At 49.4% G+C, this 24,449-nt stretch carries 23 protein-coding genes and 1 pseudogene; 17 read left to right on the forward strand and 7 right to left on the reverse strand.

Features of this window, described 5'->3' with window-relative positions:
• The 4 genes and pseudogenes from NSQ24_RS04860 (at position 1) to NSQ24_RS04875 (ending at position 4,300) form a co-directional block, all read left to right on the forward strand.
• Complete coding sequence (locus tag NSQ24_RS04860) at positions 1 to 564, forward strand: DUF4825 domain-containing protein (protein ID WP_171505751.1); 564 nt, start codon at positions 1 to 3, stop codon at positions 562 to 564.
• 613 nt (positions 565 to 1,177) lie between these two features.
• A complete protein-coding gene (locus tag NSQ24_RS04865) occupies positions 1,178 to 2,401 on the forward strand; it encodes an amidase domain-containing protein (RefSeq protein WP_339167351.1) in 1,224 nt (407 codons plus the stop codon).
• A 64-nt stretch (positions 2,402 to 2,465) separates the two neighbouring features.
• Positions 2,466 to 2,969: a hypothetical protein gene (locus NSQ24_RS04870; RefSeq protein ID WP_171505749.1), complete on the forward strand. Its 504-nt coding sequence runs from the start codon at positions 2,466 to 2,468 to the stop codon at positions 2,967 to 2,969.
• 117 nt (positions 2,970 to 3,086) lie between these two features.
• A pseudogene (locus tag NSQ24_RS04875) lies at positions 3,087 to 4,300 on the forward strand (IS256 family transposase).
• A 277-nt stretch (positions 4,301 to 4,577) separates the two neighbouring features.
• Here the strand turns inward: NSQ24_RS04875 and NSQ24_RS04880 are convergent.
• A complete protein-coding gene (locus NSQ24_RS04880; RefSeq protein ID WP_003389284.1) occupies positions 4,578 to 4,919 on the reverse strand; it encodes a GIY-YIG nuclease family protein in 342 nt (113 codons plus the stop codon).
• Between the two features lie 67 nt (positions 4,920 to 4,986).
• A complete protein-coding gene (locus NSQ24_RS04885; RefSeq protein WP_171505748.1) occupies positions 4,987 to 5,742 on the reverse strand; it encodes a DUF2087 domain-containing protein in 756 nt (251 codons plus the stop codon).
• Between the two features lie 425 nt (positions 5,743 to 6,167).
• Here NSQ24_RS04885 and NSQ24_RS04890 point away from each other — a divergent pair, with 425 nt between their 5' ends.
• Positions 6,168 to 6,596 carry a CPBP family intramembrane glutamic endopeptidase gene (locus tag NSQ24_RS04890; protein ID WP_338462446.1) on the forward strand — a complete coding sequence of 143 codons (429 nt, stop codon included), beginning with the start codon at positions 6,168 to 6,170 and terminating at the stop codon, positions 6,594 to 6,596.
• 34 nt (positions 6,597 to 6,630) lie between these two features.
• Positions 6,631 to 7,071, forward strand: a complete 441-nt coding sequence (locus tag NSQ24_RS04895) for a GNAT family N-acetyltransferase (protein ID WP_003389281.1) — start codon at positions 6,631 to 6,633, stop codon at positions 7,069 to 7,071.
• Positions 7,072 to 7,308: 237 nt separating this feature from the next.
• Here the strand turns inward: NSQ24_RS04895 and thrC are convergent, their stop codons facing one another.
• A complete protein-coding gene (gene thrC / locus NSQ24_RS04900) occupies positions 7,309 to 8,571 on the reverse strand; it encodes a threonine synthase (RefSeq protein WP_031932097.1) in 1,263 nt (420 codons plus the stop codon).
• Positions 8,572 to 8,799: 228 nt separating this feature from the next.
• Between thrC and NSQ24_RS04905 the strand changes: the two genes are divergently transcribed.
• Positions 8,800 to 9,225, forward strand: coding sequence for a PH domain-containing protein (locus NSQ24_RS04905; RefSeq protein WP_157211829.1), 426 nt, complete (start codon positions 8,800 to 8,802; stop codon positions 9,223 to 9,225).
• 15 nt (positions 9,226 to 9,240) lie between these two features.
• Positions 9,241 to 10,089 (forward strand): dienelactone hydrolase family protein, encoded by an 849-nt coding sequence (locus NSQ24_RS04910; RefSeq protein WP_339167354.1) that lies wholly within the window; start codon positions 9,241 to 9,243, stop codon positions 10,087 to 10,089.
• A 116-nt stretch (positions 10,090 to 10,205) separates the two neighbouring features.
• Here the strand turns inward: NSQ24_RS04910 and NSQ24_RS04915 are convergent, their stop codons facing one another.
• Both NSQ24_RS04915 and NSQ24_RS04920 read right to left on the reverse strand, forming a co-directional pair.
• Positions 10,206 to 10,901 (reverse strand): MBL fold metallo-hydrolase, encoded by a 696-nt coding sequence (locus tag NSQ24_RS04915; RefSeq protein ID WP_003389276.1) that lies wholly within the window; start codon positions 10,899 to 10,901, stop codon positions 10,206 to 10,208.
• Positions 10,898 to 11,539, reverse strand: a complete 642-nt coding sequence (locus tag NSQ24_RS04920; protein WP_024985486.1) for a TetR/AcrR family transcriptional regulator — start codon at positions 11,537 to 11,539, stop codon at positions 10,898 to 10,900. Before NSQ24_RS04920 ends, NSQ24_RS04915 begins: the two co-directional genes overlap by 4 nt.
• A gap of 297 nt (positions 11,540 to 11,836) precedes the next feature.
• Here NSQ24_RS04920 and NSQ24_RS04925 point away from each other — a divergent pair, with 297 nt between their 5' ends.
• Entirely contained in the window at positions 11,837 to 12,262 is a 426-nt protein-coding gene (locus tag NSQ24_RS04925; RefSeq protein WP_003389273.1) for an NUDIX domain-containing protein, read from the forward strand.
• A 128-nt stretch (positions 12,263 to 12,390) separates the two neighbouring features.
• On the forward strand, positions 12,391 to 14,091 hold the full coding sequence (locus tag NSQ24_RS04930; protein WP_003389272.1) for a DUF262 domain-containing protein: 1,701 nt from the start codon (positions 12,391 to 12,393) through the stop codon (positions 14,089 to 14,091).
• 80 nt (positions 14,092 to 14,171) lie between these two features.
• Here NSQ24_RS04930 and NSQ24_RS04935 read toward each other — a convergent pair whose 3' ends face one another.
• Positions 14,172 to 15,056 carry an IS3 family transposase gene (locus tag NSQ24_RS04935; protein WP_155808033.1) on the reverse strand — a complete coding sequence of 295 codons (885 nt, stop codon included), beginning with the start codon at positions 15,054 to 15,056 and terminating at the stop codon, positions 14,172 to 14,174.
• Positions 14,996 to 15,322, reverse strand: coding sequence for a helix-turn-helix domain-containing protein (locus NSQ24_RS04940; protein ID WP_024985204.1), 327 nt, complete (start codon positions 15,320 to 15,322; stop codon positions 14,996 to 14,998). The genes NSQ24_RS04935 and NSQ24_RS04940 overlap by 61 nt, the downstream gene beginning before the upstream one ends.
• Positions 15,323 to 15,913: 591 nt before the next feature.
• On the opposite strand from NSQ24_RS04940, the gene eutH reads away from it, so the two are divergent.
• The 7 genes from eutH (at position 15,914) to NSQ24_RS04975 (ending at position 24,446) form a co-directional block, all read left to right on the forward strand.
• Positions 15,914 to 17,188: an ethanolamine utilization protein EutH gene (gene eutH, locus NSQ24_RS04945; protein ID WP_003389271.1), complete on the forward strand. Its 1,275-nt coding sequence runs from the start codon at positions 15,914 to 15,916 to the stop codon at positions 17,186 to 17,188.
• Between the two features lie 184 nt (positions 17,189 to 17,372).
• Positions 17,373 to 18,029, forward strand: a complete 657-nt coding sequence (locus NSQ24_RS04950) for a TetR/AcrR family transcriptional regulator (RefSeq protein ID WP_122959022.1) — start codon at positions 17,373 to 17,375, stop codon at positions 18,027 to 18,029.
• Entirely contained in the window at positions 18,026 to 18,775 is a 750-nt protein-coding gene (gene map, locus NSQ24_RS04955; RefSeq protein WP_003389269.1) for a type I methionyl aminopeptidase, read from the forward strand. Before NSQ24_RS04950 ends, map begins: the two co-directional genes overlap by 4 nt.
• Positions 18,776 to 18,994: 219 nt before the next feature.
• A complete protein-coding gene (locus NSQ24_RS04960) occupies positions 18,995 to 20,449 on the forward strand; it encodes a nicotinate phosphoribosyltransferase (protein ID WP_003389268.1) in 1,455 nt (484 codons plus the stop codon).
• Between the two features lie 303 nt (positions 20,450 to 20,752).
• On the forward strand, positions 20,753 to 22,009 hold the full coding sequence (gene codB / locus NSQ24_RS04965) for a cytosine permease (RefSeq protein ID WP_031932101.1): 1,257 nt from the start codon (positions 20,753 to 20,755) through the stop codon (positions 22,007 to 22,009).
• A 49-nt stretch (positions 22,010 to 22,058) separates the two neighbouring features.
• Entirely contained in the window at positions 22,059 to 23,324 is a 1,266-nt protein-coding gene (locus tag NSQ24_RS04970; RefSeq protein WP_171505745.1) for a cytosine deaminase, read from the forward strand.
• A gap of 228 nt (positions 23,325 to 23,552) precedes the next feature.
• Entirely contained in the window at positions 23,553 to 24,446 is an 894-nt protein-coding gene (locus NSQ24_RS04975; protein ID WP_003389265.1) for an AraC family transcriptional regulator, read from the forward strand.
• The last annotated feature ends 3 nt before the right edge of the window (positions 24,447 to 24,449 follow it).

Below are 24,449 nucleotides of genomic sequence, written 5' to 3' on the forward strand. Positions count from 1 at the left end.
ATGAAAAGCAAAAACGTATGGATTGTGATTCTTTTCCTCGTAGGCGCCGTTTCACTGACAATGGTAGAAGGCTACCTGAAGCCTGAAGCAGAAGCAAAGGAAGAGCAGTACAGAATGGAGCAGAAGAACCCTTTGACTCATGATTTTGAAAGTGTCCTGCCCTATAAACATAAATATATGGGGGACGCGGGCAATCTGGGCAACTTGAACTACCATCTTCCGCTTTCCGACATACCCAAGACCTTTCAGCTTTTTCCTGAGGAATACAAGGTGGAGCTTATTTTCGAACTGGACGCCGCCAACATTGATGAAAGGCTGCTCAAGCAAGCGCTGCTTTACAATGCGACAGCCAATTTTGTCCTCATCGACAACCTGCAAACGTATCAAATGAGCTTTACCGATGGTGCCTATTCCATCTCGAGAGATGCGGCAGAAAAATGGTACGGGGTTTCCTTTGCCGATCTTCAAGAGAAGGAAAAGTGGAACCAAATCGTACGAGATCCTTTGGCAGATGCAAGCTATGTGGAGCGCTTCTTTACGCAGGTTGTAAAGAAAGTGGAGTGAAGTTTCGAGAGGTCGTGATCTTTTGGTCGAAATGAAAAGTGAATGCACTCATAAAAAAAGTCGTACGCAACTGCTTTCATGTCGTGTACGGCTTTTTTACGATTCGAATTTTTAATGGTCAATATATGATTATTGTTCATTGTTTACTCGTAAAAGCTCCTAATCGGTTATACTATGCTGTTTGCTACGGTAACAATGGGTCATCAGAACATGTTTTTCAGAGTCCACTCATACTTTTTAAAAGTTTTCCCATCTTAGAGTAGAAAAACTTTACTGACTATTACAAAAGCAGGAGATGTTCGATGTTAAAAGGCAGATTTAGAGAAGTATTGTTTCGTTCTTTTTTCATGGGAGTGAAACTAATACAAGTTGGTGAATAAAAATAATTTTTTAAAGTTGTATAAGGGTTAAAAATCAAAAAATAAACTTGAAAAACCGATTTATTGTTGGTAAAATTTGTCTAATCACTTCCAATAGTTACCACTTAGGTAAAGGGGGCGAATGTCTTCTATAGTTCTCATAAAGGAGGTGTTTGAAATAGAGTAGATTTTTTATTATAACAAAAAAGAATCAAAGGAGGCTTAGTATTTATGAAAAAAGTATCTTTATACTTATGGTTTTGACACTTGCTTTAAGTCCAGTTACGGTTTTTGCAAAAACTCAGAATGAATCTGAGGAAACAAAAATTAAATCAAAACTACAGGAGTATTTTGATTTAGAACTATCCTCTATTAAAGATAAAGACAAAGATGCTCTACAGGATTTGGGCAAATTGTTTAATAATGATGACATTATTAGCCGGAAATTCTTAGAGTATGAGATCAATCGTTCCGAATTTCTAATTAATTCTCATGAAGAGGATGGGACTGAAATTAGTAGCTTCAACAATGAAATTGACATCTTGTCAATTAGTATTAAGGATAAGGAAGCAAGCGTTGAGCTTTCTCTTAATCAAAGTATTGATTACAACTTTTTAAAAGAGCCATTCGAAAATGAAATAAATCATAAGGTGAAATTAGTTAAAGAAAATGACCAGTGGCTAATTTCACAAGATGATTATTCGGATAATTTAAAAGAATTGTTCGGCTTTGGAACAGATTTTAATAGTATTAGTAAGTTAGGAAATGAGGTGATGTCACAGGCTGAAGATGCGGATGTCCCTCAAACATGGGAGGAAAAAAGATTGAAAATTGAAGGAAACGTATCAGGACATAGGTCATCTGATAATGTATCAGTATTAGGTGTCCCAGGAGATAAGTGGGATAGATTTGACCAATCTGCCCGAGAGGATGCTGTTTATTATGCGAGAAAATATACAGATGCAACAAATTCAACATCAACAAAAAACTACAATAATAGTCAATTTAAAGCATATGGAGATACCGACTGTCAAAATTATGTTTCCCAAGCTATTTGGTATGGCTTAGGAGGCAGAGATAGCTCTTCTAAGGATTACCCAATGAGAAGAGATTGGTGGGCAAATACAAAAGGGGAAACAAATACTTGGAATTGGACAGGGACTAAGTATTTTTTCAATTGGATAACTTATAATGACGCTAATGAGGATTATGGAATACATGGACGGGAGTCAAAAAAACCAAACTTAATTGAAATTGGTGACTATATTTATGTACCAGGGCACGTGATGTTCGTTACACGGGTTGATGACGACAATGATAATTCGATAACTGACTATGAAGAAATTTATATTAGTGCTCATACAAATAACCAAAAGGATAAAAATCTAAAAGCACTCTATGGGGGAGCTTCTCCAGACAAATTAGGTATGAAATTCGTGTTTATTTACGGAAATAAGTGGAATATAGAAGAGTATTAAACAATATATAGTGTCGAGGGTAACCTTGACACTATATATTGTTTAATTAGGGAGGCGCGAAACTGTGAAAAAAATGTACGGGATATTAGTATTGATTGTTCTACTTGGGGCTGTTTTTTATCTAGTGATCCCACGAGATAATAATACTACTGCTGCCACTCCTGCTTCTGTCGAAGCCGCAGATTCCGACAATGTAAATGATGAAATAACCCAAAGAATAATCCTGCAATATATGGATGAAGTGGATTCCATATTCTCTGAAATCCACGACGTTTTGCCAGCAGTCAAGCTTGCCGATAAAAAGAATGCTGAACAAGTAAATATTGCAAAAGAGTGGTTGCGAAAAAATGGTGAGGTAGTTAAAGACAATCAGATCGTGCTGAGCATTTCGGATGATGGTGAAGGGAGCGACCATAGTTTTCTAGTGGGGGCAAAACTTTACACAAAACAGTCAAAGACTCCGTTATCTATCAATGATGTTGGCATGGAAAGAATAAGCTACGGACAAATTATTTTAGTAAAAGAAAAAGACAAATGGGTAGTGAAAGAGTTCAAAAGGAAGTTTTGATAAAGTATCCCCAGCACCGCCGATTCTGGGCATTACAAGAGAAGAGTCTGTAAAATATTTTGTGTAAACTCTCAACCTCTAAACTACAATTAGGAGTAGAAAGGTTGGGAGATTTTTATGATGTCAAAAGAGCAGATCAAGCAGTGGATCAAAGAGAAAAACATGAAGTCAGTGGACGACGTACAGTCAGCGTTAAAGGATCTATTCGCAGACACAATCCAAGAAATGCTGGAAGCTGAAATCGAGTCTTCTCTTGGATACCCAAGCATGACATGAAAAACAAGCGGACAACCAACAGCCGCAATGGGTATAGCAAGAAAACCGTCCGTTCTGAGTACGGGGATGTCGACATCCAAGTCCCTCGAGATCGAGAGGGTGATTTTGAGCCAAACATTGTAAAGAAACATCAGTCCAACGTGACAGGGATCGAAGATCAAATTCTTGCCCTCTATGCCAAAGGCGTATCCACACGCGATATCCAAGACCATCTGCAGCAGCTCTATGGCATCGAAGTCTCACCAACGCTCATATCGAATGTAACCAATAAGATTGTACCGATGATCAAAGAGTGGCAAAATCGCCCCTTGCAAGCGGTTTATGCTGTTGTTTTCCTTGACGCCATTCACTTTAAGGTAAAACAGGACGGAGCTATCGTCAATAAAGCAGCCTATATGGTAATTGGTATTGACCTTGACGGTCATAAAGATGTGCTTGGGATCTGGATTGGGGAGAATGAATCGGCAAAATTCTGGCTGCATGTACTCAATGAACTGAAAAATCGTGGGGTCCAGGATATTCTTATTACAAGCGTCGATAACCTTCGTGGCTTTACAGAAGCCATTTCAGCATGTTATCCGAAAACGGAGATTCAGAAGTGTGTCATCCATCAAATCCGAAATTCCATCAAATATGTTTCCTATAAGGATCTCAAAAAGATCACGTCCGAGCTAAAACCCATCTATAAAGCTCCAACGGAGCAAGCCGCGTTGGAAGAGCTTGAGCAGTTTGAACAAACCTGGGGCAGTAAATATCCCTTGATGGTTCGTTCCTGGCGGAATAACTGGGACGAGATCGCCACTTTCTTTAAATATCCTCCCGAGATTCGAAAGCTGATCTATACAACTAACGTCATCGAGAGTTATCATCGACAGCTTCGAAAGGTGACAAAGGGAAAAGCCATGTTTCCCACAGACGATGCCCTTTTGAAGATGTTATATCTCGTAACCATGGATGTTCTGCGAAAATGGACGGGACGAGTCCAGAACTGGGGCCAGATTCTCTTACAGCTATCCGTTTTCTTTGAAGATCGGGTACAGCCGTACATCCGTTAGCAAATGAAAGGCTTCATCCCCGAAGGGATTATCTTTCTCTCCACCAACGCGTCAAGGGTTCGCTTCGCCTCACGCCCTTGACTCTATTGGCTCCGAAAAAGATGTCCCAATTAGGGGGATGAAACCTGTTCATATATCGGTTGATTGAGTTTACACAAAAATCTTGACAGACCCCAAGAGAACGAACTAACCGGATCATTCAACTATTGTGCCGACCTTACATGGAAACGGGCATGATCAGCAAGCCATCATGCCCGTCTCTCCATGTAAAGTCTCATCAGTTATACCCGCGCTCACCGTACGGCTGAAGCTCTTCCAGCCATTTCTGCTCCAGCTTTTTCAACTCGTCGGCTTCATCAAAATAGCCCGTTTCTTTCTTTTTCAACACTTCCAGCACTTCAAAGACAAAGGCGTCCTCGCCGTACTCATTCCAATCCTTCTGGAGCTGTTTGTTAAAATGGCTGCCCGCCTTCAGTTGAAACTTTTTGCCGTTTATCGTTTTTAAGTTTTTCGTGCTCTCGATCAAAATTTTGTTGTTTTTAATGTTCTTGATCTGATAAACGCCTGCTTCCGTCTTGATTTCTTTAAATTGCTGCTTCAATTCCTCTTTGCGGTTCATGGGAAATACCTTCCTTTCTTTCTGTCGACTACTGCCATGCAGCGCCACAACGTGCACAGGGAGATCGTCATTTCTTCAGCCAATACTGGCTGCCATCTGCTTTTCGGTCCAAAAAACCGTAATCAACCAAATAACGTCGGACGGTTACATAATCGTCATAAACAGCCTTCAAAATTTCATTGACTTCCTTCTCGGTATAGGTGCGATCCGCCTCAAATCTGGTGGCGATTTGCCGGAGAACGACTGCCCGCTGCTTTTCCCTCAGTCTGAACGTCTTGAGAGGTCCGTCCGTGCCTTCGGGAAAGTATTTTTTCAAAATGGCCTGGCTTTCTTCCGCGGTTACGTTGTACCGATTATCCACCATGGTGGCGGTCTGATGCACGTCGATAAAAGCGGGAGCGTGCTTGTCCTTTTCCTTCAGCAGCTCCATCAATGCGAGGAATACCTTGGCCTGCCGCTCTTTCTCCTTCAGGACAAAACGGTGGTTGCGGATTGTGGAGGCGCTGCCGATGCCCAGCTCCTTTTGCACCTCGGCGTCGCTTTTACCCTGGTAAAACAGGTGAAGCAGGCTGTTTTGGTGCTCGGTTAGACCGGTCAGCTTTTTATCGAGCTTGATCAGGTAGTCAAACACCGATTGATGCGTTTTCCCAATATGATGGCGCACGTATCTTTCTGTTTCATACAAGACACCATCTTCCGGATAAATAATTCCCTTCTCAAAAGCCTTTCCGCAGAGCAGGCAAACAAAGCGATCCTCTTCTTGAACATATCCGCGCTTCAGCTCATCCAGTGACGCATTCCAAAAGCGTTCGGAAACAGTCATTAAATAAACACATCCTATTTTTCGTTTGTATTAATATAAACATTTTACTAAATCGTCTATTGTTTGTCGAGTGTCGGAAGTTGATTCCACCGGTTGCGCTGGTACCACAAGAATTTGGTACTGCTTTATTTTTGTTTGAGGAGATAAAATTTGTGAAGATACATCTGATGCGGAAATGGGTGGTGCTGGGATGAAGCTGTTGCTGCTGTTGTGCGGACCTGCTGTCATGATCTTGATTGGACTGCAGGGAGTGGGGAGCGTGCCGGTTACGTTTGTCCTTTTCTATAGCTGGCTCCTGCTGGTTCCTCTCGTGGACATGCTGCTGAGGAAGGAAAAGAAGCTTTCGCAAGCGATGAGAGACTGCGGGCTCGTGTTTAGACGGAAAAATATGTATAGTGGAATGAGTACGGGAATCTTCTTTTTTTTTGGCTATTCTTTTGGGAGGTTATTTCTTTCACTCGCATGTTTTCCATCGGGAGAAGCTGCAAAGCCTGCTGATCGAGTGGAATTTTTCAGGCGATCATCTCATATGGCTCATTTTGATTCTTTTATCGGTGAATCCCTTTCTGGAAGAGCTGTACTGGAGAGGGTACATATTTCATAGATTAGCAAATACATACAAACAGCATACAGCGATTTTCTTTACGGCATCGTTTTACACCTTGTATCACTTCCTGTCCGTCATTCCTTTGTTTGCCTGGCCGTATAACGTGTTTATGGTCGTTCCGGTATTTGCGGCGGGCTTGATCTGGGGATACATGCGGGCGAGAAGCGATGCTGTGGCAGGAGGGATCGTCAGCCATATTCTGGCCGATGGCGGCATTATGGCTGTTTATCTATTGTTTTTAACTTAGTTTTGCTGAAGCAAAAAGGAAGGAAAGAAGAGTAATGGACATTCGAAAGCCAACCGGGAACGAGCTTGCAGCGATTCTGGAGTTGTCTGTGCAAGCGCTGTTCGATGGAACCATCGGGAGAGCGAGACCGACAGAAGAGAAGGTCAGACAGCTGGTTGAGCCGCTGCTGGCCAAAGGAGGCTACTACCTCATCGCGACAGAGGAAGATCGGCTGATGGGCTGGGTTTTGCTCGGGACGAGCAGGGATCAGTTCACCGACATTCCGTTCGGATTTATCTACGAGCTGTATGTGATCGAGGAGTACCGGGGAAGGGGAATCTCCAAGCAGTTGATGGAGCGGGCGATCGAGCAGTTGAAAGAGGCGGGGTTGCCGGAGGTTCGCTTGAGCGTTTTTGTGGAAAACCACGCTGTCGGGCTTTATCGGAAGCTGGGCTTCACAGAAAGAAACGTCACGATGAGCATGCCGCTAAAATAGGCGGCGAAGTGGTCGGCGTACCACTCTTCGTGGCTGCGTTACAGCTCAAGATGTACTTGTCTGCATTGCCCGCAGGTAAAGAAAAACAGGCATGCAATTTCGCGCACGCCTGTTTTTTGTTGCCTGTTTGTAAGAAGGATCGCCAGCCGGGAGCAATATTGCCCGGAAAATGTGAGCCAATACCTGAGAGCCGATACCCGGGGGTCAATCAACAAAGGGTAAATCGCAAGCTGACAATCACAGAAGGCGCTGAATGTCCTCCAGGGCAAGGTCAGCCGACAAGATGCCGTTCCGGTAGTTGCCCGCCGAGGCTTCGCCGAGATGATATTCGTGAAGAGCATCGGTATCCTTGAGCATGTTGCCGGTCAGGATGCATACTGCTGTCTCGTCCTTGTCGATGATTTGCTGTGCGACCAGCTTGCGCAGTCCGGCTACAGTCGCAGCAGAGGCCGGCTCGCAGCCGATTCCGCTCTGGTCTACCTTCGCTTTGGCGTCGAGGATTTCCGCGTCGGTCACGGAGCAGGTCACGCCGTTTGTTTGCTCCAGCGTACGGAGCGCTTTTTTCCAGCTTGGCGGATTCCCGATGTTGAGGGCGGACGCGCGGGTATACGGGCTTGGCTCGGGAGTCAGCTCCTGCTTTCCGGCAGCCGCCATCTTGTGGAACGGGCTTGCCCCCTCAGCCTGGATCAGGGCTACCCTTGGCACCTTGTCGATCAAGCCGAGCGTTTTCAGATCGTGCAGCCCTTTGCCGAGTGCCGTTACATTGCTCAGCGCACCGCCGGGGATAACGACCCAGTCGGGCAGGCTCCACTTCAGATATTGCGAGATTTCGTAAATGATGCTCTTTTGTCCCTCGATGCGGAACGGGTTGATCGAGTTGCAAATGTACAGCTCCAGCTCCTTGCTGTACTGTTCATAAAAGCGGATGCCGTCGTCGTAGGTGCCGCTAAAGCTGATCACCTTTGCCCCATAGGCCAGTGTCTGCAGCACTTTGTTCAGCGAGATGTTCTTGTTCGGAACAAACACGTAGGATGAGCCCTGCGCAAGCGCGGCGTACATCGCCAGAGAGGAAGACGTGTTGCCTGTCGAAGTGCAAGTAAAGCGCTTATAGCCGAGCGAGCGCCCGTGCGAGACAGCCACGGTCATGCCGTTGTCTTTAAAGGAGCCGCTTGGATTCTCGCTCTGGGCCTTCAGCCAAATTTTGCGAATCCCTGTATAGGCTTGCAGCAGCTCGGAGGAATACAGCCCGGTATTTCCCTCGTATTTCGTCGTGATAAACTCTTCGGGAAGCTCGGGGAAAATCAGCTCCTTGTAGCGCCATACTCCGCTTGCGTAAGGGGTCATGCGTTCTGAAAGGCGTTCGTCAAAAACGCGCTTCAGTCGGTCGGCATCCAAGTCTTTCATATCGTGGACGATGTCGAACAAACCGCCGCATCCGCACTGATAATCGAACGCATCCAAAGCCACTTCCCGGCTACAATTCACGCATACCAGTTTCATTTGTTGCGAGATCCCTGACCAGACGCAGCAGGGCTCTCTCCACCTCTTTTCGGAATATATCTACAACTCTGTCTTATCAATTACTATACGTCAAAGGGTCAAGTCCAGCAAACCCAGGAGATGGGCCATCAGGTAAAAAACGGATGAGCGATATGTTACAATAAGTGGAAGACTGCGCTTGCGAGGCTCATCGTCCTCATCATGAAAAAACGGAGGCAAAGCAAAAACGTGAAATTTCCTTCCAAGGTAGATATGTGGCTGGCTGTACTGATCGTGGGAACGATGCTGTTAGTCATTTTAGAGGGACTGCGGACCATGTTTGCAGGAGGCTTGATGAGCACGGGTGAAAGAGCAGTGCTCTTCATCGTTCATTTTGCCGTTCCCTGCTTTATCCTGTGGCTGTTCTCCTCCACGTACTACGTCATCGGGGACAAGGAGCTGCTCATCCGCTATGGCCCGTTTCGCCGAGCAGTTCCGCTGGACAGCATAAAAACAGTGCGAAAAACCTCCAATCCCGCTTCAAGTCCGGCTTTGTCCCTGAAACGGCTGGAAATCTCATACGGGAACGGCAGCATAGTCCTGATTTCACCGAAGGACCGGGATGCGTTTTTGACGGAGCTGCGCCGAAAATGCCCCGGGGCTTTCATTGAGTAAAGGGAGGAAAGAACGATGTTTTTCTATGACAAAACATTGCCGCTCAGTTGGGAAGAACATTCTGTTGCGGAAAAAGAAGGGTACAGCGTACGGGATATTTCCTACAACAGCCCCCACGGAGGGAAGGTTCCTGCATATTTGGTGACACCGGACGGAAGAGGGCAAACACCGCTCCCGGCTGTACTGTTTCTGCATCCGGGACAAGGGAACCGCTCTTCGTTTTTGCCGGAAGCGGAAAGACTTGCGGCCCAAGGGATCGTTTCTTTGTTGATTGACGCTCCGTTTTTACGGCAGGAGCTTTCCTCGGAGCTGTCTCAGGCGGAAAGAGCTGTGCAGCTCGTCGAGATGATGGTAAAAAAAGAGTTGTATATCCAAACCGTGGTCGATTTGCAGCGAGCGGTAGACCTTTTGACCAGCCTGGACATCGTCGATGCGGATCGGATCGGCTATGTCGGCCACAGCTATGGAGCGACCTGGGGCGGTGTCTTTGCAGGTGTGGAAAAGCGGGTCAAGGCCTTTGTTCTCATGGCTGGCTACTCCCGGTCCACAGTCTGGCACAGGACGAGCGGGCACCCGGTAGCCGATCTGGTCCGGCAAATTTTGCCCAAGGAGCGGTTTGAGCAGGTTTTTGCCGAGCTGGAAGCGCTGGATGCGGTCCATTACATAAAGAATACGGCACCAGCTTCTGTCTTGTTTCAATTTGTGCACAATGATGAATTTATCGACAAGGAGCAGGCGGATCAGTATATCGCTGCCGCCAGCACTCCCCGAGAGGTCAAATGGTATGAGAGCGACCATCTTTTCACAGGCTGCGGGGAGGCCGAGGCCGATCGGAGAGACTGGCTGCTCAAACAGCTGGGGTAGACGCGACTAGACGCGACGAGAGTGCGTGCAGATAGAGGAGCCCAGTCCTGCTTCTTGTCTGAAAGACCTGAACAACCAGACAGCAAAAGGAGGAGTGTTTTTCACACTCCCCCTTTTTAAGAAGTCCGCAAATCAACCGAGTAGGCCCGCGCCGTCTTCTCCATATACGCATCCAATTGTTCAACTGCATTCATGACGGGCCCACCGTGGCATACTTCCAGACGGCGAGGGGCCAATTCCCTGACGATCGCGCTGCTTTGAATGGCCTCGCCCATATCAGCCGTGAACATCGGCATTGGTCTGTGAAGCTTTCCTTTCTTCGAGGTAAACAAATCGCCAGCCAACAGCACCTGGTCTTCTTCGTGAAAGTAGACGACGTGTCCGGGCGAATGCCCCGGGGTGAGATACGGCCGCAGACCGGCTACGGTCATTAACTGTCCATGCTCGTTCTCGCCGAGCGCTTGCGCGAGGCCGGGGGTTACATTTTTCTCCGCTTTCTTGCGGCGCGGATACGGAAGCTGGCCTTCCATGTACGGAATCTCCGTACGGTGAGCGTAGACAGGAATGGATCGGCGCTCCACGAGTGCCTTGACGGAACCGGTATGGTCGGAATGACCGTGAGTCAGGAGAATTCGCCGGAGAGGTCCCGCCCCCAACTGATCCACGACGTTTTCAATCCCTTTTGCCATAAACGGCATCCCCGCATCCACCAGCGTTACCCCTTCTTCATCCGCTACGGCCCATACGTGTACGGGAATCAGCATCCAGGAACGGATGCTCCAGATGTGCTCCGAGATTCTCTCCACTTTCATTTCGCAGCAGCCTCCTCATGTGCAATTTGCTTGCAGCCAGCCAGAGCGACCCGCAGAGCCAGCTCAAAGGTGGGAGCGAGTCTTTCCATCAGCATGTCAAACGTTTCGTCCGACTGGGAATACGTGCCGATCACGCCGTGCAGCGTGAAAAAATAGACGCGGGCATAGGCCCATGACTGCTCTTCTGTAAGGTGGGGCGGAAGGCAAGCGATCACGGCGTCTTTCAGCAGTCCAAACAATTGGTTTCGCAAATGCTGGAGTTCAAGCGAAGGCTCTTTTTCGTCCACGCGGGAGGACTTCGCCATGAAAAAAAGCGGATACATGCTTCGATTCAGCAAACAAAAACGAACGAAGCTGGTACTGACAGCCAAAAGTCTTTCGTCTGCTGAAAGCAAGTGATTTTGCACGCCCGCCTCCATTTCCGCAAACAAGGCTTGCAGAGGCTCCATAGCGAGGTGGTGGAGCAGTGCTTCTTTATCCTTGAAGTAAATATAGATCGTCGTATGTGAGCATCCCGCCGCTTTGGCGATTTCCCGCATGGTCACCGCGTCGTAGCCCCGCTCCGCGAAAAGCCTGCCCGCCGCTGTCAGTATCGATCGCTTGGTCTCCTCCGAACGCTGCTCCTGTTTGTTTGTCATATGATCACAATCCCTTTCGAAGTCCATTTCATAAGAGAAAGACAAAATTCATAACCAACGGTTACTAACCGATGGTTATAATGTAACCGATGGTTATATTTTTTGTCAAGCAGCTTTTGCCCAAAATATGGTTGGAGGATTTTTGTTCATATAAACGTGAGGATTCCCAAGAAAGACAAAGCTCGTGTGTGAAGTGTACAATATCGTATAGATAAGATAGTTAAGATACATAAGGCTGATAAGGACAGTGAACGAACCGCTGTAGTCGTTCTCGAAAAAATGGACAGGAGATTGGATATGACCCAACAAGCACCCCGGATCGGCGTCGGCGCCGTCATCCTCGATTCAGACAACAGGCTTTTGCTCGTCTACAGAAACCGCGAACCGGAAAAAGGGACCTGGAGCATTCCGGGAGGGAAGGTAGATCCCTACGAACCGTTGGAGCAGACAGTGGTGCGGGAAATCAGAGAGGAAGTAGATTTGGACGTGCAGGTAGAGAGGCTGCTCTGCATGGCGGAAACGATTCGACCGGAGCGAGGCGAGCATTGGATTTCCGCTATCTATGTGACCCGCATCGTATCAGGAGAGGCGCGGAACAGGGAAGAGGGCGGAGCCATCGGGGCGATCGGCTGGTTTGCACTGGACGAGCTGCCGGAAAACCTGGCTTGCTTCACAGTGCCCGCGGTCGAGAAGCTGCTCGGGGAAGCGCGGTCTCAAGCTTAGCTGCAAATGGCGGCCCCCTTCTTGGCATCCTGCCGAATTGCACCTGGAGCAAAGCTGTCCGCTCGTATATGATAGGAATATAGTACTACTGGCAGTATGTGAAAATAATAGAAAAGGGAGCGGCAGAAATGACGGCAGGGACGATTGATGCAAATAAAGAGATTCTGCAGAAAATCTTTTCAGAGGATTTTTGGTTTGTCATTCCCGAGTACCAACGGTCTTACGTATGGCAAACAGACAATCTGACCGAACTGGTCGATGACCTCGTGTTTGCGTTTGAAAACAAACCGGACAATGATTACTTCCTGGGGTCGCTCGTACTGAAGCGGATCAAGGCGAGTTCCTATCCGGAGTACGAGGTGCTGGACGGGCAGCAGCGGCTGACCACTTTCTTTATCATGATGGCCGTACTGCGCGATTTGATCGGGAGTGATCAATTCAAGCAGACGCTGCAAAAGAAGATTTATCAGGAAGAGAACCTGCTGGAGAACGTTCCGGCCAGGATGAGAATTACATACAAAATCCGCGACAAGGTAGAAGACTTCATTCAATCGCATCTGATCGCCCACGGCGGAACAGCGAAGGAAGAAGAGCTGCAGGCCTTGCGGGAGAGCGAAAACGTCTCTTTGGAAAACATGGCGAATGCCACGCTCGTGCTTCGTGCCGAACTGCAGGACAAAATTGCGGCGGGGGACTTGCCCCAGTTCGTACGCTTCATTTTTAACAAGGCGTTGTTTATCTACGTCTCCACGGACAATACGGAAGATGCGTTTCGGATGTTTACAATCCTGAACAACCGGGGCATTCCCCTGACCAACGCGGACATTCTCAAATCGCAAAACATCGGGGCTCTCGCATCGGAAAAGGAAGTAAACAAATACGCCAAGGTCTGGGAAGAGATCGAAGGAAAGCACGGAGAAAATTTTGACCGCTTTCTCCAGTTCATCCGGACGATTCTGGTGCAGGAAAAAGCGCGCGCGAATCTGCTGGAAGAGTTCCACGACCACATTTATCACCCAAAAGCGCCGAAGCAGCCAAGCCTGAGGATGGGGAAAGACACGTTTGAACTGATTGAGCGATACAATGCGATTTACGAAGAGATCATCGAGCTGCAAGGCTCAAACCTGAGCAATGGCTACAAGAACCTCATCACTGTCATGCGGATCGGCCTTCGCTCGGAGGATTGGATACCGCCGCTCATGCACTACTATTCCAAATTCGGTGCCGCCGATCTGGAACGATTCCTGAAAAAGCTGGAGCATAAATTTACGGGCGACTGGGTGTGCGGAATCACACCGACGCTGCGTCTGGAAGCAATGAACAGCATTTTGAAGGCCATTGACAGCACCCCTGCGAATCAGGTGGAAGAGTTGTTCAAGAAAAAAGAGCTCTTCGAGATTGATGAGGATGAATTTGTCCGGAACATTGAAGGACATGTGTACAAAAAGCAGTTCGCCCGTCATCTGCTGCTGAAGCTCGAATACCTTTTGAGCGACAACACCGTGCATCTCTCCGGACACAGCTACATAACAGTGGAGCACGTGCTGCCGCAAAACCCGGCTGATTCGAGTCAGTGGAAACGGGATTTCACGGATGAAGAGAGAGAATATTGGACCAATCGCCTGGCCAATCTCGTACTCATCAGCCAGAAGAAAAACAGCGCGCTTGGCAATCACGATTTCGAGGACAAGAAGAAGCTGTATTTGCAAAAGAGGATCGACGCTTTCCACGCCAACAAGGTATTTATCGAGCAGCATGCAAAGTGGACGCCTGATGTATTGCGGGACAGACAAGCGAAAATCATCGACCTGCTGAAGAAGGCGGACTAGTTCGTTCTCGGCAGGAAAAGCACCCCTGTTACAAAGTGGTCAAGACCCCATTTAGTGGACAGTAAGAAAAAACCCGACCGTTAGACCGACAGCTGACGTCTGAATTCAACAGGCGTCAGCCTTTTTAATTTTCGTTGTGGTCGACTTTGGTTGTAGAATTGAATATATTCCTCAATTCGCCTTTGTGCCTCATCCACACTTCGGATATCATAAGGGTAGAGCCCTTCCGTTTTGAGATGCGAGAAGAAGCTCTCCATCGAGGCATTATCATAACAGTTGCCTCTCCGAGACATGCTGATTTGGGCGCCAACCTTCGGCAACATGTCGTGGTAAGCGTAGGACGTGTACTGGAATCCCTGATCGCTGTGAACGATCAGTCCAGTCACGTCTTTCGTCTTTTTAAAGGCTTTCTCAAAGGTCCGTAGGACCAACTGATTGTCGTTGCGAACTCCAATGTGGTAAGCCACAATCTCATTATTAAACAAATCCTTAATAGCAGACAGGTAGAGCCACGTATCCGCGACACGATACTGTGTGACATCGGTTACCCATTTTCGATTAGGTGCATCCGCTTTGAAATTCCGCTGCATCACATTCTCAGCGACTCGTCCACCTTCGGTTGAAGCATAGTGACCTCGATATTTGCGGCGTATTCGAGAACGGAGCTTCATTTCTTGCATCAGACGTAGTACCTTCTTATGGTTGACCCATACCCCGTGATCTCGTAAGAGAAACAGCTGGGTTTGTCGATACCCATATTTACCATCATACTTCTTATAAACTACTTTGATGAGGTCTTTCACGGGCTTGTCCCGGTCCGCTTGTTGCCGTTTCAAGTATGCATAGTATCCACTTCTTGAGACTCCAAACAGCTTGCAAAGTTCACTAGTCGTATACTCACCAGCTACTTGCTTGATCGCCTCATACTTATGGGCTGCACCTCCCGCATCCAGATTTTCAAACACTTTTTTAGCATCGAGTTCTCTCGTTTTAGCTTTTTAACATATCGATCTTGATCAACATATTCTTCACGTCTACCTCGTTGATCCATCAACCCAAATTCGCCTAACTGTTTATATTTTTTCATCCATACTTTAAGCCGGTGGCGGTCCGGAATCCCCAGATGCTCCATGATTCGACGGTATGTCCATCCTTCTTCGATATGCAGTCGTATGGCTTCCACCTTTAATTCGTGAGAATAACTTCTAAACGTTTGCCCCTTTTTCACCATAAAAAATGCACCCCTTAAATTTCATCGGATTTACCAGGGGTTTAATCCAATGTCCATTCTAAGGGGTGCACTTCAAAAGCTGGCAGGGGTGCTTTTCCCATCATTTTCGAGGCGGCATGGTGGGGGCGAGGTTTGTGAGTCAGGCAAAAAACGAGTGTTGACATCGTGACTTACCGCCCATATAATTGGGTTACGATGGGAGTAAAGCAATGGAGCTTTACTGATGAATTTTCAGAGTATATGAAGAAGTATAAATTATGCGTACCGCTTTTATTTTTTTGCCTGATTGTAAGCGGTTCCAGTTTTGTCCCGCTTGTTCACAATTCACAAGTGTATACGAAAAAGCAAAGGCGCTTGGGTAATCTGCTACCAGATTACTAGGCGCCTTTATTGTTAATTTTTCCCATGCCTTTGCGAAGGAGGAGAACCATGAGGGAGAAAGCAAGCAGCCGCTGTCCAAGTCCGTGCGGCTTGCCGACGGAAGCCCCCGACAGCCGGGGAAGCCCGCAGGCAAATGGGGTGTCACGCTGGTTTAGGATCGTTTTATGCCTGACAGACGATAGAACGCGCGAGAAAAGGTGGGGTTGATACATGGACCAAATCGGCAGTTACGTCATTTACTTTATCATGATTTGTGCGGTGATCGGCGCAATCGCAGCGATCCGCAACAGTGATGAAGGGCTCGGCAAAGAATTTATGGAAGGTCTTCATTCCACCGGTTATATCTTCGTACCGGCAGCAGGTATCATGGCCTCAATTCCGTATATTTCCTGGTTTATCGACAAGGTCTGCGGGCCGATTTTCAACAAGATCGGAGCCGATCCGGCGCTTGCGGCCACCGCTATTTTGGCCAGCGATATGGGCGGCTACCAGTTGGCCAACGTGCTGAAAAGCTCCTATGAGGGCTGGATCATGGCGATGATCGTCGGATTCATGGCGGGAGCTACCATCGTGTTTTCCATTCCGATGGGCCTGGCGATGCTCGACAAACGGGATCACAAATACATGGCGCTTGGCGTGATGTCCGGGATTTTGACGGTTCCTATCGGCGCCTTTATCACCAGTGCTATCCTCGTAATGACGAATACCAAGGTGCGCGAAACAATCTCGACTGATGCGGAATCCACCTACGCCTTTGCCATCGGATACGGAAAAATTCTGATCAATCTGTCGCCGATCCTGGTGTTTGTGGTCGCCATTGCGCTCGGTCTGCGCTTCCTGCCCGACCTGATGATCAAGGCATTCATGATTTTCGGGAAGACGATGGATGCAGGCATCAAGCTCGTCCTCGTATTCTCGATCGTGGAATACTTCACAGGCGTCTTTTCCAAGGTATTTGGCTCCTGGGGCTTCGATCCGATCATTGCCGATCCGACCGATCAGTTCCGCGCCCTGGAAACGGCCGGTTATATCGGTATCATGCTGGCGGGTGCTTTCCCGATGGTGTACATGCTGCGGAAATACGCGGCGAAGCCTCTGCAGGCGATGGGCAACCGGATGGGCCTGAGCCCGACGGGAAGCGCCGGTTTGCTCGCGACGATCGCCAACATCCTGGCGATGTTCCGACTCGTTCGCTCCATGCCGCCAAAAGACAAGGTGATCAATATCGCGTTTGGGGTATGTGCGGCGTTCTTGCTGGGCGACCACCTGTCTTTCTCCGCCAACTTCCAGCCTACGATCATCCTGCCTCTGATTATCGGGAAATTCGGTGCCGGCGTGATCGCTATCGGTCTGGCCTACTGGCTGTCCGTGCCAAAAGCGCTGGAGCTGGAGAAACAGGATCGTGAAAAAGGTATTATCGGTCCAACGGAGTATCTCGAGGGACAAAAAGAGGCTGCCGCTGCGAAGGATGTTGCGGCGTCGTAAATAAAAGAACTTCCTTCCCCCTGCTATTCATCGAAAACTCACGCGGTTTTCATGAATCCAGGGGGATTTTTATTGCATTTTTTCAAAAGGGCGGACTTGGCTGGCCAAATCGCTTGCAGCTCAGTCCAAAAAGTGGTATTTTATTATCGACATACTTGTAGGTCTAAAAATAAGGAGGATATCCATGTCTCCGCGAACAAAGGAACAATGTGAAGAGTTGCGGGAAAAGCGCATTCAACAGATCATGGAGGCTGCAGGACAGATCTATTTTGAGAAAGGCCTTCTCTTTGATATTCGCGACGTCGCCAAAAAAGCGGGACTCGGTTATGGCACTGTCTACCATTATTACAGCAACAAGAACAGTCTCGTCAGTGATTTGCTGGATAGAGGCTTTGAACTGTCGGAAGCTTTGACAAGCGCTTTCTTTTCTCGGCAAGAAAAGTCGGCGGAACTGCTGGATGAGTTCTGTGCCGGGCTTTTGCGGCTGTGGCTGGAGGCACCCGCAGCGTTTATCGTCTACAAATGGGCCGCGGAAAACTTCGTGGGAATGGAAGAGCAGCTTCGCCGCACAGCCAAACAGAGATTCGACGATACCCTGTATCAGCCTCTGCTGGAGTGTATCACGCAGATGCAGGTTCAGTCGGAAGCGCTCGCGACGGGGACCGATCCCGGCCGAATCGCCAATTTTATCATCGGCACCATGGTCGGATGCTTCGGCATCTCCATGTACCACAAGGATGCAGACTTTTCACCGGAGGGAGTGCTGCTGATGATCCGAAAGAGCGTAAGTGAGCGCCGCCTCTCAGAGAGCGGAGAGAGCAAAGGGAGGAGCCGGGCGTGATTTACTTGAAGACTCGCGAAGAGATCGAGCAGATGAGACCGGCAGGCCGGATCGTGGCGACATGCCACAAGGAAATCGCCAAAAGAATCAAGCCGGGCGTCACTACGCAGGAGATCAACGATTTTGTCGAAAAGCTGATCAGGCAGCAAGGTGGAGGGACGTACACGGACGGTTACAACGGATTCCCGGCAGCGATCTGCGCATCGGTCAACGACGTCATTGCACACGGCTTCCCGAGCAGAAAGCCGCTTAAAAACGGGGATATCGTCAAAATCGACATCGTCGCCACGTACAACGGCTGGGTAGGAGATTCTTGCTGGTGCTATGCGGTGGGCGAGGTTTCCGACGAAGCGAAAAGATTGATGCGGGTGACCAAGGAATGCCTGTACAAAGGGATCGCGCAAGCTGTGCCGGGAAACCGGATCGGAGACGTGATGCACGCGGTTCAGAGTCATGCCGAGGAAAACGGGTATTCTGTCGTGCGTGATCTGCTGGCGCATGGAGTAGGCCGGGAGCTGCATGAGGAGCCCAACTACAATCACGTCGGAGTGCCAGGCAAAGGATTCCGGCTGAAAGAGGGAATGGTGCTAACCATCGAGCCGATGCTGAATGCAGGAACCCATCGGATGAAGATTGACGCGGACGGTTGGACAGCCCGGACGCTGGATGGCAAGCTGTCAGCCCAGTACGAGCATACGATTGCGATCACGAGCGACGGACCAATCGTGCTGACGGATCAAAACTAGATCAAAGCGAAAGCCTGCTGGCGAACGGATGCGATGGCGCATTGTCGTCCGGCAGGCCTTCTTTTGCATTTCAAAGCTATACCTTGTCATCGACAAAGGCTAAAATAGAGAGAAGTATTCATGCGTTTTTCGTATACGCCAGATTCGAGGAGGGCGTCCAGCGCCGCGGTGTCCGCCGGTTTTCCGCACAGGCGCTGCAACAACAGGAGGCGAAGCAGCTTGCTTTCACCAGGATTGGCTTTACATACAGACAAGTATCAAATAAACATGATGTATGCGCATTGGATCAATGGCACCCACAATCGCAAAGCGGTTTTCGAGGCGTTTTTTCGGAAGCTTCCGTTTGGAAACGGTTACGCCGTATTTGCGGGCTTGGAGCGGATCGTCAAATACGTGGAGGATCTTCGCTTTGAAGAAAGCGATCTGGATTATTTGCGCGAGCAGGAGGAAAATTACGATCCCGGCTTTCTCGAGGAGCTCCGCAATTTTCGCTTCACGGGGACGCTCCATTCTGTCAAGGAAGGTTCGCTGGTGTTTCCAAACGAGCCGTTGGTTCGCGTGGAAAGCAGAATTTTTGAAGCGCAGCTCATGGAGACAGCGCTGCTTAATTTTATGAACTACCAAACGCTCATTGCCACAAAGGCGTCGCGGATCCGTCAGGTAGCCAAAGACGATTTGCTGATGGAATTCGGCATCCGGCGCGCCCAGGAAGCGGACGCTGCGCTCTGGGGAACGAGGGCTGTCTATCTCGCCGGGTTTGACTCTACGTCAAACATGCTGGCAGGAAAGCTGTTTGGCATCCCGACGGCAGGGACGCATGCCCATTCCTGGGTCCAGTCGCACGAAAACGAGGAGGAGGCGTTCCGCCGTTATGCAGCCGCTCTGCCTGACCAAGTGACATTGCTGGTGGACACGTACGATACGCTGGGGAGCGGGGTGCCGCATGCGATCAATATCGGCCTGGAGATGCAGCGGCAGGGCAAACGGCTGCGGGCTGTTCGTCTCGACAGCGGCGATATTGCCTTTCTTTCAATCAAAACGCGGGAGATGCTCGATCAGGCAGGGCTTTCCGACGTGAAAATCGTCGCGTCCAATGATCTGGACGAGCATACGATCTTGAGCCTGAAGGTGCAGGGGGCGAGGGTCGACTCCTGGGGAGTGGGGACGCAGCTGATTACGGCAGCAGATCAGCCTACCTTGGGCGGTGTGTACAAGCTGGTCGCCCGAGAAGGTGACGACGGCGAGTACATCCCGACGATCAAAATATCGGCCAACCCGGAGAAAGTGACGACTCCGGGAGCGAAAGACATTTACCGGCTGATCGACAGAAGCACCGGAAAAGCGATCGCGGACTATCTCTGTTATCCGTCAGAGACGGACATCCAGGAGCAGGCGCCGATCAAGCTGTTTCACCCGAGCCACACGTACTTGAGCAAGCTGGTGGAAAACTACGTGGCCGAGCCGCTGCTCGTCCCTGTCTTTGTGGAAGGCAAGCGTGTGTATCAATTGCCTGATCTGGCAGAAATCCGCCGTCATCACAAGGAGCAACTGCAGATGTTCTGGCCGGAGTACTTGCGGATGATGAATCCCGAGCATTACCGGATTCATCTGAGTGACCAGGTCTGGCTGACCAGAGCGAGCCTGATGCAGCGCTATATCGACAAAGGAAAATAAGTTCTTGTCATAGCGATGAAAGGGTCCGCATACACTTGTGAAAAAACTAGCGGGGTCTCGTCGGCAGGTTTTCATTGACAGATGGACAAGAATCGCAGATAATTCCAATGAACTAGATACGGTACCTTTAAATCAGTCCCGTGAGGCTGACAAGGTAAGTCGGAAATCCGCTGATGGCAGGCTGGGAATCTTTGTGTCCCTTTCTGTCGTTGTGGGTGAAAGAGGCCTCTTGTCAGGAAATACGGCAGGAGGCCTCTTTTTGGTTGGGTGCCGGTCTACAAAATAACAACAGGGGTGGTACAGATGAGCACTTCATCCGTCGATAAGGAATATTCACTCGAAGCGGTTCCGAAATCGCAGCGCAGCAGTTTTTGGCACATTCTCGTCGTGATGCTCGGCTTTACGTTTTTCTCAGCCAGCATGTGGTCGGGCGGTCAGCTCGGGACGGGGCTTACCTTTACCCAGTTCGTACTGGCCGTACTTGCAGGAAATCTGATTCTTGGCATCTACACCGGGGCATTGGCGTATATGGCCGCTGATACGGGCCTGTCCACGCATCTTTTGGCCCGCTTTGCCTTCGGGGAAAAGGGCTCGTACCTCGCTTCGTTCATGCTGGCGGCGACGCAGATCGGCTGGTTCGGCGTAGGGGTAGCGATGTTTGCTTTGCCAGTCAACAAGGTGACGGGAATCGATACGCTTTTGCTGATCGTGGTGTTCGGTATTGTGATGACGGCTACTGTCTATTTCGGCATCAAGGCATTGGCCATACTGAGCTTTATCGCGTGTCCGTCCATTGCCGTACTGGGCATGATTTCGGTTACTGATGCAGCGAACTCTGTGGGGGGACTGCAGGGACTTTTGCAATATCAACCGGCGCAAGCGATTTCCATGGCGACAGCCCTGACGATCTGCGTCGGGTCTTTCATCAGCGGCGGAACGCTGACGCCGGACTTTACCCGCTTTGCCAACTCCAAGCGAAACAGCGTGATCGCGACTGTGATCGCCTTTTTCATCGGCAACTCGCTGATGTTCTTCTTCGGGGCGATCGGGGCCATCGCGACGGGACAGTCCGATGTTTCTGAAGTGATGTTCTTGCAGGGAATGATTCTGCCGGCCATTATCATTCTCGGTTTGAATATCTGGACGACCAACGACAATGCGCTCTACGCTTCAGGCCTTGGCCTGTCCAACATTACCAAAGTGAAAATCAAAAAAGTGGTCATTTTCAACGGCGTGGTCGGGACCGCCTTGGCTTGGTGGCTCTACAACAACTTCGTCGATTTCCTGACCTTCCTCGGCTCCACCCTGCCGCCGATCGGAGCCATTATTCTGGCGGATTACTTCTTCGTCAACCGGGAGAAGTACAAGCATTTTGAGACAGCAACATTTGCCAGCGTCAATGTAGTCGCAATCATTGCCTGGGTAGCCGGTGTCCTGCTCGCGACATTCGTGCCGGGGATTCCGCCGCTCAATGCAATCATCGGCTCGGCGCTGATCTATGTCGTCGTCATGCGAGCCATGGGAGCGCACCGTTCAGCGAATCTGACGGAAAACAGGTAAAATAAAGCAGACACAGAAGCAAGCGACAAAAATGAAGAGGTGAAAGATTGTGCTTATTACCAACGCAAAGCTTCGCGGACGCGAAGGGCTGTGGCAAATCGCCATCCGTGACGGCAAGATCGTCAAAATCGCCACGGAGATCACAGGTTTCGAAGGAAAAGTACTGGATGCGGGTGGGGCGCTTGTTCTGCCGCCGTTCATCGAGCCGCACATCCATCTGGATACGACTTTGACAGCAGGAGAGCCTAGCTGGAATGTGAGCGGAACGCTGTTTGAAGGCATCCAACGCTGGTCGGAGCGCAAGCAGACGCTGACCAAGGAAGATGTCAAAGAGCGGGCCAAAACAGCGCTCAAATGGCAGGTGGCACAGGGGATTCAGCATGTTCGCACGCATGTGGACGTCACAGACCCCAGCCTGACCGCGCTGCACGCCATGCTGGAGGTTAAGGAGGAGATGGCTCCGTACGTCAATCTCCAGCTCGTCGCTTTCCCGCAGGAAGGCATTCTTTCCTACGCCAACGGAGCGGAGCTGCTGGAAGAGTCGCTTCGTCTCGGCGCTGACGTTGTCGGAGGAATCCCGCATTACGAATTTACCCGCGAATACGGCGTCGAATCCATGCGGCTCGCTTTTGGCCTGGCTGAGAAATACGACCGTCTCGTAGACATTCACTGCGACGAAATCGACGATGAGCAGTCCCGCTTCGTCGAGGTGGTAGCCGCCGAGGCACTCCGTCTGGGGATCGGGGAAAAGGTGACGGCTTCGCATACGACGGCCATGCATTCGTACAATGATGCCTATGCGTCGAAGCTGTTCCGTCTGCTCAAGCTGTCCGGCATCAACTTCGTGGCCAACCCGCTGGTCAACATCCACCTGCAGGGGCGGTTTGACAGCTATCCAAAACGCCGCGGCATCACGCGCGTGAAAGAGATGGTGCAGGAGGGCATCAACGTCTGCTTCGGCCATGACGACATTTTCGATCCGTGGTATCCGCTCGGTACCGGGAATATGCTGCAGGTGCTGTTCATGGGCATTCACGCCTGCCAGCTGATGGGCTACGAGCAAATCGTCGACTCGATTGATCTGATTACCGTCAACAGCGCGAAGACGCTGCATATCGAAGCGGAGTACGGCATCGAGGAAGGAAAGCCGGGCAATCTGATCATTCTCAACGCACAGGACGAATACGATGCGATTCGCCGCCAGGCTACCGTCCGTTACTCGATTCGGCACGGGAAGATCATCGCCGAGACGGAGCCGAGCCAGCCTGTTCTCCGGTTTGGAGATACGAGTGAAATCGTGACGTTTAAAAAATAGGAAAAGCAGTTTGCTTTTGCGCCAGAGAAACATGTTCTACGACAGATAAGCAGCCTGATGCGATCAAGCCGCTTATCTGTTATTTTTATTTTAGTTCGCTTTGAAAGCCGGCCTGGACGCGGACGTCTGCCGATGCTGTTGATACTCTAGACAATGAACGGATTGCCCGGTATCTGAATAGGGCCCATCGTATGTCTACAAGGGGGTGCTTGTATCCACCAATTACTCTTGCTTCAAAAAGCAATCGATTATATCGAAGATCATATTAAAGATGAAATCGATCCGGAAAAGCTGGCGGCGATGGCTGGATATTCGCCCTACCATTTTTATCGGATTTTTCACAAGCATACCGGTTTCACGATCATGGACTACGTTGTCAAAAGAAAGCTGCAATACGCGATGTATGAATTGGCGAACGGCGAAAAGATCATTCAAATCGCGATGGATTATGGCTTCGAGACCCATTCCGGCTTTACGAAGGCATTCAAGAAATGCTTTGGCAGCCCTCCAAGCTTATACAAGCTGCATTGTCCGCTATCGCTGCCGCAAAAATTAAATCTCTTAAGCCTCCATGAAAAAAATACAGGCGGAATCATTATGCAGCCGAAGATCGCGAAGCGGAGCGCGTTTTATGTAGCGGGTAAAGCGTTCGAAGGCGCTTTTGAAAATGTCCGTTATACGAGGGACGCCCCGGCATTTTGGCAGCAACGAGGGTTAACCGATGGCTCGATAGAACGGTTTCTCTATCAATTATTATCCCCTGAAAAGCATGGCGAGTACTGCATCAATATAAGCAACGAGCAGGACAAGGACCGATTTACGTATTTATTTGCCGTACACTACGATAACGATCGCCCTCTTCCAAAGGAACTGACGGCCTTTCTCATCCCGGAAACCACGTACGCAATCTTTCGGACGCCGCTCGTGGAACCCGCACAGTTCGTCCCCTCCATTAAAGGAACGTGGCAATACATCCTTGAAGATTGGCTGCCGCAATCGTCTTACGAAATAGATGAAGCCGGCTTTGATTTCGAATACTACGATGAACACTGCCATTACTGGGATTACGAAAAAATCTATATGGAAATCCATATTCCCATTATCGAAAAAGAAAGAGGGTGATCG

Origin of the sequence: Brevibacillus sp. FSL L8-0520 (genome assembly GCF_037963895.1) — a bacterium.
Classification (GTDB): domain Bacteria; phylum Bacillota; class Bacilli; order Brevibacillales; family Brevibacillaceae; genus Brevibacillus; species Brevibacillus borstelensis.